This is a genomic window from Sulfurimonas sp. HSL-1656 (assembly GCF_039645585.1).
Classification (GTDB): Bacteria; Campylobacterota; Campylobacteria; order Campylobacterales; family Sulfurimonadaceae; genus Thiomicrolovo; species Thiomicrolovo subterrani.
In genome coordinates this window covers 842,187-858,829 of sequence record NZ_CP147915.1, presented here as the reverse complement: position 1 = coordinate 858,829, position 16,643 = coordinate 842,187, and the positions used below count along the sequence as shown (strand labels likewise).

The window sequence follows — 16,643 nt, the reverse complement described above, 5'->3', positions numbered from 1 at the left end:
TTACGGCCGCATTACATGCGCAACATTTCGGTCTCTTTCAGCGGCATCTTCGGCGTTTCCGTCACGACCCGCCCTCTTTTTCAGGAACGCTTGCTACGATTAACGTATGAAGCCGAAGATCAAAAAGCATGTCGACCGCATCCATGCCGTGGCCGGGGGGCACGAACGGTTCAACCCCACCGACATGGCCAAAAGCCTCGTCAAACTGCATGCCTACGACATCGGGCTCTTCTTTTCAAATCTGAGCAAACTCAGCCATCAGCACCTGGGCGAAGTGCTGCTCGAGCTCCCCGCCGAAGCGTTTGCCGCCGCCGCCGAACGCCTCCCCCCGCACCGGCTTGCCCGGGCCGCCGAAGCGATCGAAAGCGACGAGGCGACCGACCTTATCCAGGATATCCGCCAGCTCGATGCGACACTGGCCGAGCGTATCCTTTCGCTCATGGCCCATGAGGAGCGGCGGGAGGTCCTGGAGCTCTCCCAATACGAAGAGGACCAGGCCGGTGCCTACATGGAGCGCGAATTCCTGGCCGCCCACCCGGCAGACACGGTCGGCGACGTCAAAACGCTCATCCGCCTTTTCCGCCAGAACGAACCGGCCGCACCGATCATCAAGCTCTTTGTCACCGATGTCGAGGGATTGCTGCTCGGGACCCTGCACTTCACCGACCTGATCCTCTTCGACGATACGACGACCATCGGGGAGATCCTGCAGCGCGGCGACCGCAAAGCCCCCCTCTCCATCCGTCCCGCCTCGCCAATTGCGGATGTCGTCCGGCTTTTCGAGGAGTACGACCTCAACATCATCGCCGTCGTCAACAGCGAAGGCAAGCTGATCGGGCGGATCGTGTACGACGATATCTACGACATGATCCGCCAGATCGAAACGGACCAGGCCTACGGTCTGGCCGGGGTCGACGACGAGGCCGAAGAGAGTTCGGTCTCCCGCGCGGCGCACCAGCGGCTGATCTGGCTGCTGTTCAACCTCGTCGCCATCCTGGCGGCCTCCGCCGTCATCAACCTCTTTGACGCGACAATAGCCTCCTACATCGCCCTGGCCGCCCTGCTGCCCATTATCGCCGCCCTCGGCGGCAATGCCGGGATGCAGGCGCTGACCGTCACCATCCGCAAGATCGCCCTGGGGGAGATCGAGTACGAGGGGGTCTCCGCCGCCGTGCGCCGGGAGGCGCTCATCGTCCTGGCCAACGGACTTTCCATCGCCGTCGTCGCCGCGCTCGTGGTCTACCTCTGGTTCGGCGACATCCGGCTGAGCGCGATCGTCGCGGGGGCCCTGCTTTCCAACCTGCTCATCGCCGGAACGGCCGGCACCCTCATCCCCCTGGGACTGCACCGGCTGGGCATCGATCCCGCCCTCGCCTCGTCGATTTTCCTGACGACGACGACCGACGTTTTCGGCTTTTTTATCTTCCTGTTCCTGGCGCAAACCTTCCTGTTTTAACTGACCGTAAATCATTATTAAGTATAATCCTGCCAAAAACAGGTACGTGATGATCGCTTACGAATCCCTCAAACCGTGGCTTTTCAAACTCCAGCCGGAGACGGCCCACCACGTCGTGGCAACCCTGCTACGCACGGCCAACGTCTGCCCTTCGCTCTTCAACCGCTGGCTGGAAAAGCACTTTGTCGCCGACCCGATCCTGAACCAGGAGCTCTTCGGGCGTACTTTCCCCAACCCGGTCGGCCTGGGGGCGGGCTTCGACAAGAATGCGACGATGATCCGCGGCATCCAGGCGCTCGGGTTCGGCTACACCGAGATCGGCACCGTCACGCCCCAGCCGCAGCCGGGCAACCCGAAACCGCGGATGTTCCGCCACGTCGAGGAAGAGACGATCCAGAACGCCATGGGCTTCAACAACGAGGGGATGTACAAGGTGCAGCAGCGTCTGAAAGCGCGCTACCCCTTCACGACCCCCATCGGCGTCAACATCGGCAAGAACAAAGTCACCCCGGAGCAGGACGCGATCAGCGACTACACCCAGCTCATCCGCGGCCTGCACGACCTGGGAGATTACCTCGTCATCAACATCTCCTCGCCGAACACCCCGGGCCTGCGCGACCTGCAGAACGAAACCTTCATCGCCGAGCTCTTCGCCGAGGCCAAAGCGCTCACCGACAAACCGATCCTGCTCAAGATCGCCCCGGACATGACCCCGGAACAGGCCGTGGCGCTGGCGACCCTGGCCGTCGAGAAAGGGGCCGACGGGATCATCGCGACCAACACGACCGTCGACTACTCCCTGGTCGCCCACCCCAAAGCGATCGGCGGGCTCTCCGGCAAAGTCTTAAAGGAGAAGAGTTTCACGATCTTCGAAGCCGTGGCGAAGGAACTCTTCGGTAAAACGGTGCTCATTTCCGTCGGGGGGATCGACAGCGCCGAAGAGGCCTACCGCCGTATCAAAACGGGTGCCTCCCTCGTCCAGGTCTATTCAGGCCTGATCTTCAAAGGGCCGGAGCTCATCGGTGAGATCAACCGCGGGCTCGTCGACCTGCTGAAGCGCGACGGTTACAGCAATATCACCGAGGCTATCGGAGCCGACAGACGATGATCAGAACGGTTATCGCACTATTTTTCACCTTAGGAACGCTTATGGCAAATTCACTGCCGCCTTATGAAACGCAGACACTGGAAAACGGGATGCAGGTCGTCGTCATCCCTATGCACAACGGCACCGGCGTCATCTCGACCGATGTCTTTTACAAAGTGGGAAGCCGCAACGAAGTGATGGGCAAGAGCGGCATCGCGCACATGCTCGAACACATGAATTTCAAATCGTCCGAGCATCTCAAAGCGGGCCAGTTCGACGAAGAGGTCAAGAGCGTCGGCGGCGTCAACAACGCCTCCACCGGTTTCGACTACACCCACTACTTCATCAAAAGCTCCACGGGGAATGCGGAAAAATCCATCTCCCTTTTCGCGGAGCTGATGGCCAACCTGAGCCTCAAAGACGAGGAGTTCCAGCCCGAACGCGATGTCGTCGCCGAAGAGCGCCGCTGGCGCACGGACAACAACCCCCTGGGGTACCTCTATTTCCGTCTGTTCAACAACGCCTATCTCTACCACCCCTACCACTGGACGCCAATCGGCTTCATGAACGACATCCAGACCTGGACCATCGACGATATCCGCAACTTCCATGCGACCTACTACCAGCCGCAGAACGCTATTTTGATCGTCACCGGCGATATCGAGCCCGAAACGGTTTTCGCCCTTGCGAAGACCCACTTCGGTCCCGTCAAGAACAGCCGCGAGATCCCCAAGGTCCTGGCGAAAGAGCCGGTACAGGACGGCGCCAAGCGCGCTTTCATCGAAAAAGAGAGCGAAGTGGAGATGATCGCGATCGTCTACCACATCCCCGACTTCCGCCACCCGGACCAGCCGGCCCTCTCCGCCATCTCCGAGATGCTCAGCTCCGGCAAGAGCAGCCGCCTTTACAGCGAGCTCGTCGACAAGAAACGCCTGGTCAACCAGATCTACGCCTATAACATGGAGAACATCGACCCGGGCGTCTTCATCTTCCTGGCGGCCTGTAACCCGGGCATCAAGGCCGAGGACGTTGAAGCGGCGCTGCACGAGCAGATCGACCAGATCAAAGCACACCCCGTCTCCAAGGCCGAGCTCGAGAAGGTCAAGATCAACACCAGAGCCGACTTCATCTTCTCCCTGGAGAGCGCCAGCTCCGTCGCCGACCTCTTCGGCGGCTACCTCGCCCGCGGCGACCTGAAACCGCTGGAGACCTACGAGGAGAACATCGCCGCACTCACGGCCGAGCAGATCCAGAAGACGGCACAGACCTATTTTGACGACAAGCACTCCACGACCATCATTTTGAGAAAGGCAGACCAATGAACATTATCACCGGTTCAAGCACCGCGCTGATCACCCCGTTCAAAAACGGCAAACTCGACGAACAGACCTACGCGGCGCTGATCCAGCGGCAGATCGACAACGGGATCGATGCCGTCTGTCCCGTCGGCACGACCGGGGAGAGCGCGACCCTGACGGCGGATGAAGATATCCGCTGTATGGAGATCGCCGTCGACGTCTGTAAAGGGACACAGACCAAGGTCCTCGCCGGTGCCGGCAGCAACGCCACCGCCGAAGCCATCACCACGGCCATCCGTGCCCGCGACTGCGGCGTCGACGCGATCTTCTCCGTCGCGCCTTACTACAACAAACCCTCCCAGGAGGGGCTGTACCAGCACTACAAGGCGATCGCCGAAGCCGTTCCGGAACTGCCGTTCATGCTTTACAACGTCCCGGGACGCACCATGTCCGACATCTCCGCCGACACCGTCATCCGTCTCTTTGACGACCTGCCGAACATCTTCGGCATCAAAGAGGCCACCGGGAGCCTGGAGCGCACCGTCGACCTGCTTTCGCGCCGTCCGGAGCTCAAGGTCTTCAGCGGCGACGACGCCATCGACTACCCCATCCTCGCCGCCGGCGGTGCGGGAATCACCTCGGTCACGGCGAACCTGCTGCCCGATATGAAAAGTGCCCTCGTCCGCAGCGCGCTCGCAGGCGATTACGCCACGGCGCGCGCGCTCAACGAGCAGCTGCTGCCGATCAACCAGGTCCTCTTCTGCGAGGCCAACCCCATTCCGATCAAGGCGGCCATGTATATCGCCGGGCTTATCGATACCCTCGAATACCGCCTGCCGCTCGTTCCGCCGTCCGCGGCGAATATGAAGCGCATCGAAGAAGTCATGAAAAACTATACCATCGTAGGAGTCAACTAAATGTCAGAGATGAAAGGCAAAACACTGGTCATCACCGGGGCAACCAAGGGGATCGGCAAAGCGATCGCCGAGAAGTTTGCCGCTAACGGCGTCAACATCGCCTTTACCTATAACAGCAACGAAGCCGTCGCAAACGAACTGGCGGCCTCCTGGGAAGCTGAGTACGGTATCAAGGCGCGCGCCTATGCACTGAACATCCTCGAACCCGACGAGTTCAAGCCCCTCTTCCTCAAGATCGACGAGGATTTCGACCGTATTGACTTTTTTGTCTCCAATGCTATGATCTACGGCCGTCCGGTCGTCGGCGGCTACGGCAAGTTCATGCGCCTCAAGCCCCGCGGCCTGAACAACATCTACACTGCGACGGTCAACGCCTTCGTCATGGGAACCCAGGAAGCGGCGAAGCGCATGGAAAAGGTCGGCGGCGGTGCCGTCGTCACGATGTCCAGTACCGGGAACCTCGTCTACATCGAGAACTATGCCGGCCACGGCACGAACAAGGCTGCCGTCGAGGCGATGAGCCGCTACGCCGCCGTGGAGCTGGGCGAGATGAACATCCGCGTCAACGCCGTCTCCGGCGGCCCAATCGACACCGATGCCCTCAAAGCCTTCACCAACTACGAAGAGGTCAAGGCCGAGACGGTCAGACGCTCCGCGATCGGCCGTATGGGACAGCCCGAAGATATCGCCGGCGCCGTCTACTTCCTCTGTACGGAAGAGGCAAGCTGGATCACCGGCCAGACCATTGTCGTCGACGGCGGGACGACCTTTAAATAATGTTTAACCTGCCCAACTCCCTGGCTCTGTCGCGCATCGTCATCGCGCCGCTGATGTTCTGGATCATCCTGAACCCGGAGGCCTTTACGGCCCAAGGGATCGATATCAGCTGGAACTACTATGTCGCGGCGCTCCTTTTCGTCCTCGCCAGCGCCACGGACTTCTTTGACGGTTACATCGCCAGAGAGCTCGACCAGATCACCATGACGGGCAAGATCCTCGACCCCCTGGCGGACAAGATGCTTATTCTTGCCGCCTTTCTGGGGCTGATGATGACCGATGCCGCCTCCCCGTGGGCCATCTATATTATTATCGTCAGGGAACTCTTCATCACCGGGCTTCGGACCGTCTCTATCTCCGAGGGGATCGACATCGCCGCCTCCTGGGCCGGCAAGGTCAAGACGGTCGCGCAGATGTTCGCCGTCGGATTCCTGCTGATGCACTGGCCCGGCGGTGACATCCTGCTCTGGATCGCCGTCGTCCTCACCGTCTACTCCGGGGCCGAATACGTCGTCGGCTTCGCGCGCACCTATGCAAGGCACCACGCGGCATGAGCTGGCTTATCTCCCTCCTCGTCCTCTCGGCGCTGATCTTTTTCCATGAACTCGGCCACTTCGCCGTGGCCCGCCGCCTGGGCGTCTATGTCGAAGTCTTCAGCATCGGCTTCGGCAAGAAACTCGCCAGCTTCCGCGCTTTCAACACCGAATGGCGCATCGCGGCGATCCCGCTGGGCGGCTACGTGCGCATGAAAGGGCAGGACGACAGCGACCCGACCAAGACGAGTCCCGACCCCGACAGCTACAACAGCAAAACGCCCCTGCAGCGCATCGCGATCCTGCTGGCAGGCCCCGCGGCCAATTTCGGCCTGGCCTTCGTCCTCTACTTCCTGATCGCCCTCGGCGGGCCGCAGGTCCTCTCCCCGGTCATCGGCAGCGTCGTAGAAGCGTCGCCGGCCGCCGCGGCGGGGCTGAAAGCGGGCGACCGCATCCTGGCCATCGACGGTAAAACCGTCACCACCTGGGATGAGATGTCCAATGTCGTCAAGCGGGCCGAACGTACGATCTCGCTGCGTATCGAACGCGACGGCATGGTCGAGACCATCGCCGTCACGCCGAAAATGACCGAGACCCAGAACATGTTCCGCGAGACCGTCTACCGCCCGATGGTCGGCATCGGTTCCGCCGGGGAGACCCACGCGCTCGATCTCGGTCTGCTCGGCGCCGTCGGTTACGCCGTCGATGAGACCTGGGAGGCCTCGAAGCTGATTTTCATCAGCCTGGAGAAACTCATCACCGGTGCCGTACCGACCTCGGAACTCGGCGGCGTCGTCACCATCGTCAAGATCACCGCCGACGCCAGCGAGAGCGGCTGGATGGCCGTCTTTTTCTTTGCAGCGCTCATTTCGGTCAACCTCGGCGTTCTGAACCTGCTGCCGATCCCGGCCCTCGACGGCGGCCACATCATGTTCAACCTCTACGAGATGGTGATGCGGCGCGCCCCGAGCGAAGCGATCCTCTTCAAGCTCACCATCGCGGGCTGGGGCATCCTGCTCGGGCTGATGAGCCTCGGGCTCTATAACGATATCAACAGGTTGATGCAATGACACAGACAGAGTATAAAATCTACATCGACAAGATCGTCGAACGGATCGAACGGGCACGTATTCTGGTGAGCGAGCACCACATCGTCAAAGTGGTCGCCGTCAGCAAATACGTCGACACCGATGCCGTCAAGTCCCTCTACGAGATCGGGCAGCGCGCCTTCGGCGAGAACAAGGTCCAGGACCTCAAATCGAAGATGGAAACGCTCGAAGATCTGCCCCTGGAGTGGCACTTCATCGGAAGTCTGCAGAAGAATAAGATCAACCAGCTGATCGACCTCGACCCCTTTCTGATGCAGTCGCTGCATTCGCTCGAACTGGCCGAGGCCCTCGACAAGCGTCTCGAGGCCAAAGGCAAAACGATGGAGTGCCTGCTGCAGATCAACAGCGCCAAAGAGGAGACGAAGTCCGGCGTCATGCCCGAAGAAGCATCCGACATCTACGCACAGATCGCGGAAACCTGTCCGCGCATCGACCTGCGCGGCGTGATGAGCATCGGGGCCCACACCGAGAACAACGACCATATCAAGCAGAGCTTTGAGACGACCCGCAAGATCTTTGACGGGCTCAAAGGGGCCGAGATCTGTTCTATGGGGATGAGCAGCGATTTCGAACTGGCGATCGCCTGCGGCTCCACGATGGTGCGCCTCGGTTCCCTCCTTTTCCCCGGGCGCTGACGCGCCAACCTTTACTTTTTTTTAACAAAACTTCTCAATATATTTTAAAAAAACCTATTTAAAAATAGGCAATAATTATCACACTATCATCACGTATTATTTTTTCGTAACGGAACCATAAGCTGCAAGTATAGTATTTTCTTATTTTTATCACACGTTCATCACAGTGCCATTTAAGTTTTTTCCCTTTAAAGATAGATTAAAAAAACAAATGCAAAACTAACGGGATTTCTATCACTGAGGAGTACATGATGAATCGAAAACTTCGTGGCGTTTCTGTTATGACGGCAGCGGCGCTCACCCTGGCTGCACTGTCCAGTACTGCATCGGCTTCTGTCAAAGAGTATGACAAGAACCCGCCGTTTAGTATGACTCTGCTCAAGCCGACTGAAATGAAAATCGGTGGAAAGAAAGTAAAAGCTTACAATCCCAAAAACGAGATCAATGCGTTCGTCAACTATGAGTTGGGTATGCACTGTGTCGGTTTTGAGATGAGCTACTGCTGTGTCATTCCGCCCTATAACTCAATTCAGTCCCAGGCTGTAAAATCCGGTACGGACGGCGCACTGCCGAAACTGTTGACACCGGATGACAAAGTCAAGCTCTATTACTATACGAAAGACAACTCTTATAGTGAAGGCAACAAGATGAAGTACTGGTCTGTCGCCAAAGACGTCGACGGCAACGGCCGTATGGACGACCCGGGCGATAACGTGGCCAACTATGTTTGGAAACACCTCTTTATCTATAAAGATCTTGAGGGTACGATTCCTAAAGGTGCAACGGCGAAAGACCGCCTCTTTGTCGGTAAAGACATTAAAGTACCTATCGATTCCGGTCCGACCGGCAAGCACATCGCCGGCGGTTACCTCGAGTATTCCGGTAAAGACGGTAGCAACGTCGTCTTCACAAACACACTGGTTCCGCCGGTCCAGAACATCCCGCTCGTTCTGACGGCATCACACCTCTGGGATGCACTGGGTCTGCCGCTGACGGCGTTCAACGACTCCACACGCAGAGGGACAATCCGTTCCGTTACCGAAAAAGATTTCCAGCCGTTCCAGAAGTCCGCGGTCCAGGTACACGACCAGAACGGTCGCCCGATCATGGATGAAAACGGTCAGATCGTTGAATACTTCGGTACGAACCCGGTCGACATCCCGAACTGTTATGCATGTCACTCCCGCCAGGGTAAAGCTGCCCAGATGGCACGCGACGAAGGTCTGACGCAGTCTGACAAAGAGTACGCCTACTGGAAAACCTACCCGGATGAGAGTGAATACATGGCACGCCTCAGTGAAGCATCCATCAACATTCTCTCGCTCCACGACGCCCACCACGGCACGACGTTCCTGAAGCACTATAACGACAAAGCGTCTTCCAACCGTCTGGGTCAGACCGGTGAGGTCAACTGTGCCGACTGTCACGGTGACAACGTCTCCGGTAACCTCGAAGAACCGCGTCCGGGTGCGACAGGCTACAAGACTGTCAAGGCTAAAACGCTGACCGAAGCGATTCACAGCTTCCACCTTTCCATGGTTCCGATGCCGGATGCCGCTGGCCGCTCACAAGCATGTCAGTCCTGTCACCCGACACACTTCCAGAACCCGAGCATGAACGACGATACGAACCCGTACCGTGTTGCTGACCGCTATGGTGAAGGCCGTTTCTCTGAGGGTGATGTCCGTACCAGCGGTGGTGGTTGTTATGTCCGCCGTGACGCGCACTCCAACCCGGATGCCAAACCGCCGTTCTTCCTGAACGAATACGGTAAGTTCCAGCTCAACGAAGTCGCACACAAAGATGAGAACGGTGAGCGTGTTTCCAAAATGCGCGGTCTGTACTGTACGAACTGTCACACGAAAGTCGCGCAGAAAATGCAGGCACTGGATGACCTCAAAACGGTTCAGACCCTCGAAGGTAAATCCATCCGTAACAAGTCTCTCAAAGAGATCGTCAATGCGGTTGCAGGCGGCGACATGAAGAAATTCGTAGCGATTGCCGACCCGAAAACATCCGGCGAAAACGAAGTCCTGAAGTACTACTCTGAGCACGAATCTGCCGTCCTCGTCAAAAACGTCGCCAAAGACGGTCTTGACCTGAAACCGTGGAACCACCCGACTGGCGGCGCAGTACCGTATGCAGCGGCATCCGGCGGTAACGACTGGTGGCTGTCAGCGGCAGAACCGCACTGTGCAGACTGTCACATCGCTCCGTTTGTTGAAAGTGAAGGCGGTCAGTACTTCCCGATCGACCAGAACAACAAACTGTCTCTGTTCCGCTACTCCAAAGCGCACGGCGACCTGGCTTGTCAGACATGTCACGAGTCCACACACGGCCTCTATACGACACGCTATGACGGACCGAACCGCACGGTTGACATCACGACGCATGAGCAGGCGCTGCAGTACAGCCCGGATGGCGAATACGCTGGCCCGGTCACATGTTCCGCATGTCACACCGTCAACAAAAAAGGTGTTCCGGTTCAGCTCGAAGGCACAGCATATGCTGACGACTACTGGGCATCTGTTACTCTGGCGCACTTCATGAGAAGCGGCGATCAGAAACTCTCTGTCAAAGAACTGGTCGAGAAGTATCCGTACAACAAATCGACTCAGATCGTCAAAGACGGCTGGAACTAATCCAGACCGTTTAACCATACGCCAAAGGAGCAAAATCCCCTTTGGCTACGCTAATCCCCCACGGGGACTTCTTCGCCCTGCTCAGGGCGCGCAAGTTTTACTCGGCGTAAAGCCCACACTCCAAGAGTATTTCCTCCGGTGCACGCGCAGATGAACCGCGCTCTTCTTTATCACTTTCCAAAACGTCTTTACTTTCAATAATCTAACCCGAAACTAACCCGACAGCCACTACAATCCCATTATGAGTACGATCGCAATTATCGGCGGCGGTGCCGCAGGGCTTATGGCCGCCATCACGGCAGCGGAAGCGGGTGCCGACGTCACCGTTTACGAGCAGAATGCCGAACCCGGCAAAAAGATCCTCGCCTCGGGCAACGGGCACTGCAACATTATCAACACGACCTCGGACCTGGATGATTTCGAAGGGGAAGCCCCTACTTTCGCCGCTTTTGCGCTGGAGACGATGAACTTCACCGCGTTCGAACGCTTCTGCAAACGTCTCGGCCTGCTGCTGGAGATCAGGGAGGACGGCAAATGCTACCCCATGAGCCAGGAGGCGCGCAGCGTGCAGGCCGTCCTGCTGCGTGCCGCGCAGCACCGGGGGGTCCGTTTTGAGAACGGCGCCTATGTCACGGGAGTCTCGGCGGAGGGAAACGTTTTTGCCGTCGCGACCGGCGAGGAGACACGCCGCTATGAACGACTGATCATCGCGACGGGCTCGCCCGCCGCACCGCAGCTCGGCGGCAACGACAGCGGGATGGCGATGGCCGAAGCGCTCGGCCACCGCATCGTGCCCCCCTTCCCTTCGCTCGTCGGGCTGCATCTCGATGCGTCGGAGCTGGAGAAGATGGCCGGTACCAAGACGACCGCGCGGGTGACGCTGCTCGTTGACAACGCGACCGTGAAGGAGGAGGAAGGCGATCTGCTATTCACGCGCTACGGCGTTTCCGGTTTTGCCGTCCTGGACCTCTCCCATGCCGCGTCGCGGGCCCTGCAGGCCTACGCCTACGTCACCGTGAAGATCGACCTGCTTCCGCGATTTACCGTGCAGTCGCTCGCCTCCCAGATCGAACAGATGGCCAAAACGATTCCCGATGACACGCTCTACGATCTGCTCTGCGGACTGCTGCCGCGCAAACTGATACGGCCGCTGCTGCAGGTGCAGAAGCTCGCCATCGATCTGCCCTGCAGCGCCCTTAATGCCAAATCGGCAAAGAAGGTGGCCTATATCATCAAGCAGTGGTCCTTCACCGTCATCGACACCCACGGCTACCAGCATGCCGAAGTCGCCGGCGGCGGCGTGGCAACGGAGGCCATCGACCCCAAAACGATGGCGTCACAACTCGTCGAGGGGCTCTTTTTTGCGGGGGAGGTCATCGACATTACCGGGCACCGCGGCGGCTTCAACTTTCATTTTGCCTGGGGCAGCGGCTACCTGGCGGGGCTGCACGCCGCCAAAGAGAGCGCCGCCTAGCGCTGCTCGAAATCCCCTTCGAAAATCTCTTCGATGATGTCGTAGGAGACATTGTCGACGACGCTCAGCGGCGACCCTTCCCACAGCAGCCGTTCGAACTGGTCGAAACAGTCGTCATTGGGACAGCTGACGGCGGCTTCAACGCTGCCGTCGGAACAGTTGCGGATATAGCCGCTTAACCCCATTTCGCGGGCATGCTGCTGGATGGTCGCGCGGAACCACACCCCCTGCACCCGGCCACGGACCGAATATCGTCTGCTCTGCATGCTGCCCCTTTGTGCTTTTTTCAATTGTAGCGGCCCTTGCGTTGCTTTTTACTTATCCCCCTCGTTTACGGATTCGTACCCTTTTTCAGTACAATAAACCAAATCATTTCCCCGGAGTATCCCCATGACCGCGCTCATCATCATTGCCGTCATCGTCGTCATCATCGTCCTGATGTACAACAGTCTCGTTGCCAAAAAGAACCAGGTCGACAACATCTTCGCCGGCATCGATGCCGTGCTCAAAAAACGCTACAACCTCATCCCGAACCTTGTCAGCTCCGTCCAGCAGTATATGCAGCACGAGCGCGGCATTCTGGAGAAGGTCACCGAACTGCGTTCCCAGGCGATGAAACCGGGGATCTCCGATGAACAGAAGATCGCCCTGGACAAGCAGATCACCTCTGCGCTCGGCAGCATCATGGTCGCGGTGGAGAACTACCCGGACCTCAAGGCCAACGAAAACGTCATGCACCTGCAGCGCAGCCTCTCCGAGATCGAAGCCCAGATCGCCGCGGCCCGCCGCGCCTACAACCAGGCCGTGACGGACTACAACAACGCCATCGAGATGATCCCGACGAACATTCTCGCCAATATGATGCACTATACCCGCAAACAGGTCTTCGAAATCACGGAGGACGAACGCAAAAACGTCGATGTCGGAGCCCTTTTCAAACAGTAACCCCTGATGAAGAGCGCCTCTGAACTCACCGATTATTACTATACGGAACTCTACGACTCCCTGCAGGAGCTGGAGCAGGAGCGCCACGCGGTCCGCAAGAAGGTCCTGACCCTCTTCGGCATCCTGGGGGCGCTGTCGCTGCTGATCATCGCTTTCATCTACAACAGCTGCCACTGCTTTAACGAATCGTTTATCTGGATCGGTGTCGGGGCGACGGCCATCGGCGGCTTCGGCTACCGGATGCTCGTCAGCGGTTATCGCAGCGGGTTCAAGGAGAAGATTATCCGGCCCCTGATCGAGGCGATCGAGAAAGAGCTCCATTACGCCCCGGACGCTTTCATCCCCCAGTCGCTCTTCCAGTTCTCCCGCCTCTTCGATAAGCGTGTCGACCGTTTCCGTGGCAACGACCTCGTGCGGGGACAGATCGACGGTATCTCCCTGCAGTTCTCCGACATTCATGCCGAACACCGCAGCCGCGACTCCAAAGGCAGGACCCACTGGTCGACGATCTTCCAGGGGCTCTTCATCGTCGCGGACTTCAACAAACACTTCAAGGGGCGCACCCTCATTCTTCCCGACCTCGCCGAGAACCTTTTCGGCTCCTACATCGGCGGGATGCTGCAGTCGCGCAACTTCACCAAGGACCAGCTCGTCAAAATGGACGACCCCGCGTTCGAGAAAGCCTTCGTCGTCTACGGCACCGACCAGATCGAAGCGCGCTATATCCTGACGCACACGATGATGCAGCGGCTGCTCAAACTGAAACAGGATACGAAGAGCAAGATCTACGTCTCCTTCAACGGCGAGAAGATCATGATCGCCGTCGACTACGACAAGGACCTCTTCGAACCGACGGTCTTTGCCTCCCTGCTCTCCATCGAACAGGCCATGGGGTACATCCGTACCCTGCGTTCCTCCATCGGGATCGTCGAGGAGCTGAAGCTCAACGAGAAGCTCTGGAGCAAGGTCTGACCGGGCGATCGGGAACCAAGCCTTTCCATGCTAGAATCGTCCAAACCACGCAAAGGATCCCTATGAAAATCCTCCTGACCCTTTTCGCGCTCACGCTTAGCCTCATGGCCCTGCAGACGGGCGAGCCCCTCCCCCCGCTCTCGCTCAACGGCGATGACGGCGGCAAAGTCGACGGCACTCCTTGGAGCAGCGACGAGCTCAGAGAGAAGGTCCACGTCATCTTCTACGTCGACCCGGACGAGAAAGACCTCAACAACCCCTTCTCCGATGCCCTGAAGGCGGAGGACTTCGACCGCAGCCGTTTCGCCTCCGTCGCCGTCATCAACATGGAAGCGACCTGGCTGCCCAATTTCGCCATCGCCAAATCGCTCAAGGCGAAGCAGGAGAAGTTCCCCGATACGATCTACGTCAAAGATATGCATAAAAAAGGGGTCTCCGCCTGGAAGGTCGCCGACGATAACTCCGATATCATCATCACGGACAAAAGCGGCAACGTCCTCTATCTCCATGAGGGAGAGGTACCCGAAAACAGCTTCGCCGAGATTATCTCACTGATCAAGGAACATATGTGAACGAAACACTCCTCTCCATCAGCATCCGCGACTTCTTTTCCAAACGGATGCTCCAGTTTGCCCTGATCCCTTTCCTGGGTACCATCCTGCTCATGTACACCCTCTTTTTCGGCATTGCCGACGCCGGCATAGACTCCCTGCGGGAAAGTACGCTTCAGATAGAGCAGCATCAGCAGCAGACACAGCAAAACGGCGTGGTGGAGACGCAGAGCGAAACAACGACGGTCGAAGGGGGCTCGGCCATCCTGCGCTTCTTGATGGAGCATACTGTCACCTCGTGGCTGGTCAGCTTCATCGTCTTTACCGTCGGCGGCTTTATTACCTTCATCTTTGCCATGTTCATCGCGCTGATCATCATCGGCTTTCTTACCCCCTACATCGTCAAAGAGATACACCGGCGCCACTACAGCCACCTGCCGCTGGAGCACCACGGCTCCATCCTGGGCATCCTCCTCGCCTCGCTGAAGCACGTCGTCATCATGCTCCTGCTCTTTTTGGTGCTGACGCCCTTCTATTTTGTCCCGCTGCTGAACCTCGTGGCCTTCAACCTCCCCTTTTACTACCTGTTCCACAAGCTCTACCTGCTCGACGTCGCCTCGGAAACGACGACGAAGGAGCGCTTCAAGCTCATCATGGCCTTCCACGGCGGGCAGGTGAGGATGACGACGCTGGGACTCTACCTGCTCTCGCTGGTCCCCTTCGCCGCCTACATCACCCCGGTGTTCAACGTCATCGTCCTTACGCACTCCATGTTCCGCAAGACGGTCGAAGTCGAAGCGCACCACGAAAGCGTCACTGCCGCAAAAAGTGCGACAGAGAAAATCCCGAACGGTTCGCAGGACGTACTGCCGTCGTAACCTTCCCCTTCCCTCAAAAGTCCAGCGGGCTTTTGATGCTCTCTTTGTTCAGCTCCTTCACGACATGGGTGTAGATCATCCTCGTTTCGACGCTTTTGTGCCCGACCAAAATCAAGAAGTTTTTTTTTCGACATAATATTCATCCTTCAATACGCAGGACATAGTGTCCAATAAGCACATCTTTCAATGATAGACAGACACTTTGTCCGAGTATCAAAATACCGAGGACGTTCAAACAGAAATAATTTTAGAAAAAAAGCGTAGTATTAACATATATATTTCAATTTGTTTAATATTGCGATTAAATATCCAATACTGGGACACTTATGGGTTCCGAATATCAAAGGATATTCCAGCAATATGACACAGTTTGGGAATGAATAAATAGTTATATAGCGAGGAAGAAAATTGTCTGAGTCTACAAAAAAACAGCCTAAACCTATAAAACAGCATTGGGTTCCTCGCTTTTATTTAAAAGAGTTTGCTACTTTAGATACGAGGAAGAAAAAAGAATCACAAGTTTGGATTTTTTCAAAAGAGGAAGGTGATCCAACCAAAGTCAATATAAAAGATATTGCTGCAAAGCGTTATTTGTATTCGCCAAAAGATGAAAATGGCGAACGATGTTGGAAGATGGAAGATGAACTAGCTTCACTTGAATCATTAATGTGCCAAATTTGGCCGGATTTTGCAAATAGCTTTATTGATTTAAACAATGAGGCTTTCCGAAAAGGTATTTCATTGTTTCTAGCTACGATGCTCCTACGACATCCAAAAAGACTTAATGAATATGATCATTTACAAAAGCAAATGATTGACTTTTATGATTCTCTCCCTAAAGATGAAAATGGAAACCCCATGATTGGCAGCATTAAGACAAAAGAAGGAGTTTTTGAATTTGATTCATCTGATTGGGGTAGATATTCAAATCCGAAAGATTATGACAAACAAAAATTCTTTGTTGACACAATAAAATCATCGGCAATTGAAATTGCAGAAATGCTCATGAAAAAACGTTGGTCAGTAGTTTTTTCAGAGTCCGAACAATTTATTACTTCTGATAATCCTTTGATAATTTCCAATAGACTTATTGGAGAGATGGGAAATTATGGTCTTAATACAAAAGGTACAGAAATTACATTTCCAATTAGTCCAACACGTGTTTTGATTATGGATGACATGTTCGAGCAACCTCATTCACAATACTATTCGCTTCAAGGGGATACTGCATCTGCAATTAATCTCAAAACTTGGCTAAATGTACATCAATTTATGATTACACATAGGAATCCCGATGAAGTAAATTATGAAATGATGAAATTTCTGGACAAGCGTAATGTCACTATATAACAAACCAAAGGAGACCAAT

General features: G+C 56.3%; 16 protein-coding genes. 15 read left to right on the top strand and 1 reads right to left on the bottom strand.

Going from position 1 to position 16,643, the window contains the following annotated elements:
• Positions 1–106: 106 nt before the first annotated feature.
• The 10 genes from mgtE (at position 107) to WCX49_RS04300 (ending at position 11,928) form a co-directional block, all read left to right on the top strand.
• On the top strand, positions 107–1,456 hold the full coding sequence (gene mgtE, locus WCX49_RS04345; protein ID WP_345986357.1) for a magnesium transporter: 1,350 nt from the start codon (positions 107–109) through the stop codon (positions 1,454–1,456).
• 49 nt (positions 1,457–1,505) lie between these two features.
• Complete coding sequence (locus tag WCX49_RS04340; protein WP_345986356.1) at positions 1,506–2,564, top strand: quinone-dependent dihydroorotate dehydrogenase; 1,059 nt, start codon at positions 1,506–1,508, stop codon at positions 2,562–2,564.
• A 41-nt stretch (positions 2,565–2,605) separates the two neighbouring features.
• Complete coding sequence (locus WCX49_RS04335; protein WP_345986355.1) at positions 2,606–3,865, top strand: pitrilysin family protein; 1,260 nt, start codon at positions 2,606–2,608, stop codon at positions 3,863–3,865.
• A complete protein-coding gene (dapA, locus tag WCX49_RS04330) occupies positions 3,862–4,758 on the top strand; it encodes a 4-hydroxy-tetrahydrodipicolinate synthase (protein ID WP_345986354.1) in 897 nt (298 codons plus the stop codon). The genes WCX49_RS04335 and dapA overlap by 4 nt, the downstream gene beginning before the upstream one ends.
• On the top strand, positions 4,759–5,535 hold the full coding sequence (locus tag WCX49_RS04325; protein WP_345986353.1) for an enoyl-ACP reductase: 777 nt from the start codon (positions 4,759–4,761) through the stop codon (positions 5,533–5,535).
• Positions 5,535–6,089 carry a CDP-diacylglycerol--glycerol-3-phosphate 3-phosphatidyltransferase gene (pgsA, locus tag WCX49_RS04320; RefSeq protein ID WP_345986352.1) on the top strand — a complete coding sequence of 185 codons (555 nt, stop codon included), beginning with the start codon at positions 5,535–5,537 and terminating at the stop codon, positions 6,087–6,089. The genes WCX49_RS04325 and pgsA overlap by 1 nt, the downstream gene beginning before the upstream one ends.
• Entirely contained in the window at positions 6,086–7,138 is a 1,053-nt protein-coding gene (gene rseP / locus WCX49_RS04315; protein WP_345986351.1) for an RIP metalloprotease RseP, read from the top strand. Before pgsA ends, rseP begins: the two co-directional genes overlap by 4 nt.
• The gene (locus tag WCX49_RS04310) at positions 7,135–7,812 is read left to right on the top strand and encodes a YggS family pyridoxal phosphate-dependent enzyme (RefSeq protein ID WP_345986350.1); all 678 of its coding nucleotides are present in this window, start codon (positions 7,135–7,137) and stop codon (positions 7,810–7,812) included. The genes rseP and WCX49_RS04310 overlap by 4 nt, the downstream gene beginning before the upstream one ends.
• Before the next feature lie 251 nt (positions 7,813–8,063).
• Positions 8,064–10,454 carry a hypothetical protein gene (locus WCX49_RS04305; protein WP_345986349.1) on the top strand — a complete coding sequence of 797 codons (2,391 nt, stop codon included), beginning with the start codon at positions 8,064–8,066 and terminating at the stop codon, positions 10,452–10,454.
• A gap of 241 nt (positions 10,455–10,695) precedes the next feature.
• Positions 10,696–11,928, top strand: a complete 1,233-nt coding sequence (locus tag WCX49_RS04300; protein WP_345986348.1) for an NAD(P)/FAD-dependent oxidoreductase — start codon at positions 10,696–10,698, stop codon at positions 11,926–11,928.
• Here the strand turns inward: WCX49_RS04300 and WCX49_RS04295 are convergent.
• Positions 11,925–12,194 carry an acylphosphatase gene (locus WCX49_RS04295; RefSeq protein ID WP_345986347.1) on the bottom strand — a complete coding sequence of 90 codons (270 nt, stop codon included), beginning with the start codon at positions 12,192–12,194 and terminating at the stop codon, positions 11,925–11,927. The two genes, WCX49_RS04300 and WCX49_RS04295, sit on opposite strands and share 4 nt — an antisense overlap.
• A 124-nt stretch (positions 12,195–12,318) precedes the next feature.
• Between WCX49_RS04295 and WCX49_RS04290 the strand changes: the two genes are divergently transcribed.
• From WCX49_RS04290 to WCX49_RS04270, 5 genes are all read left to right on the top strand, one after another.
• Positions 12,319–12,873 (top strand): LemA family protein, encoded by a 555-nt coding sequence (locus tag WCX49_RS04290; protein WP_345986346.1) that lies wholly within the window; start codon positions 12,319–12,321, stop codon positions 12,871–12,873.
• 6 nt (positions 12,874–12,879) lie between these two features.
• On the top strand, positions 12,880–13,845 hold the full coding sequence (locus WCX49_RS04285) for a DUF3137 domain-containing protein (protein WP_345986345.1): 966 nt from the start codon (positions 12,880–12,882) through the stop codon (positions 13,843–13,845).
• A 62-nt stretch (positions 13,846–13,907) separates the two neighbouring features.
• Complete coding sequence (locus tag WCX49_RS04280) at positions 13,908–14,417, top strand: YtfJ family protein (RefSeq protein WP_345986344.1); 510 nt, start codon at positions 13,908–13,910, stop codon at positions 14,415–14,417.
• Positions 14,414–15,274, top strand: coding sequence for an EI24 domain-containing protein (locus tag WCX49_RS04275; RefSeq protein ID WP_345986343.1), 861 nt, complete (start codon positions 14,414–14,416; stop codon positions 15,272–15,274). The genes WCX49_RS04280 and WCX49_RS04275 overlap by 4 nt, the downstream gene beginning before the upstream one ends.
• Before the next feature lie 408 nt (positions 15,275–15,682).
• Positions 15,683–16,624: a DUF4238 domain-containing protein gene (locus WCX49_RS04270; protein WP_345986342.1), complete on the top strand. Its 942-nt coding sequence runs from the start codon at positions 15,683–15,685 to the stop codon at positions 16,622–16,624.
• Positions 16,625–16,643 lie beyond the last annotated feature (19 nt).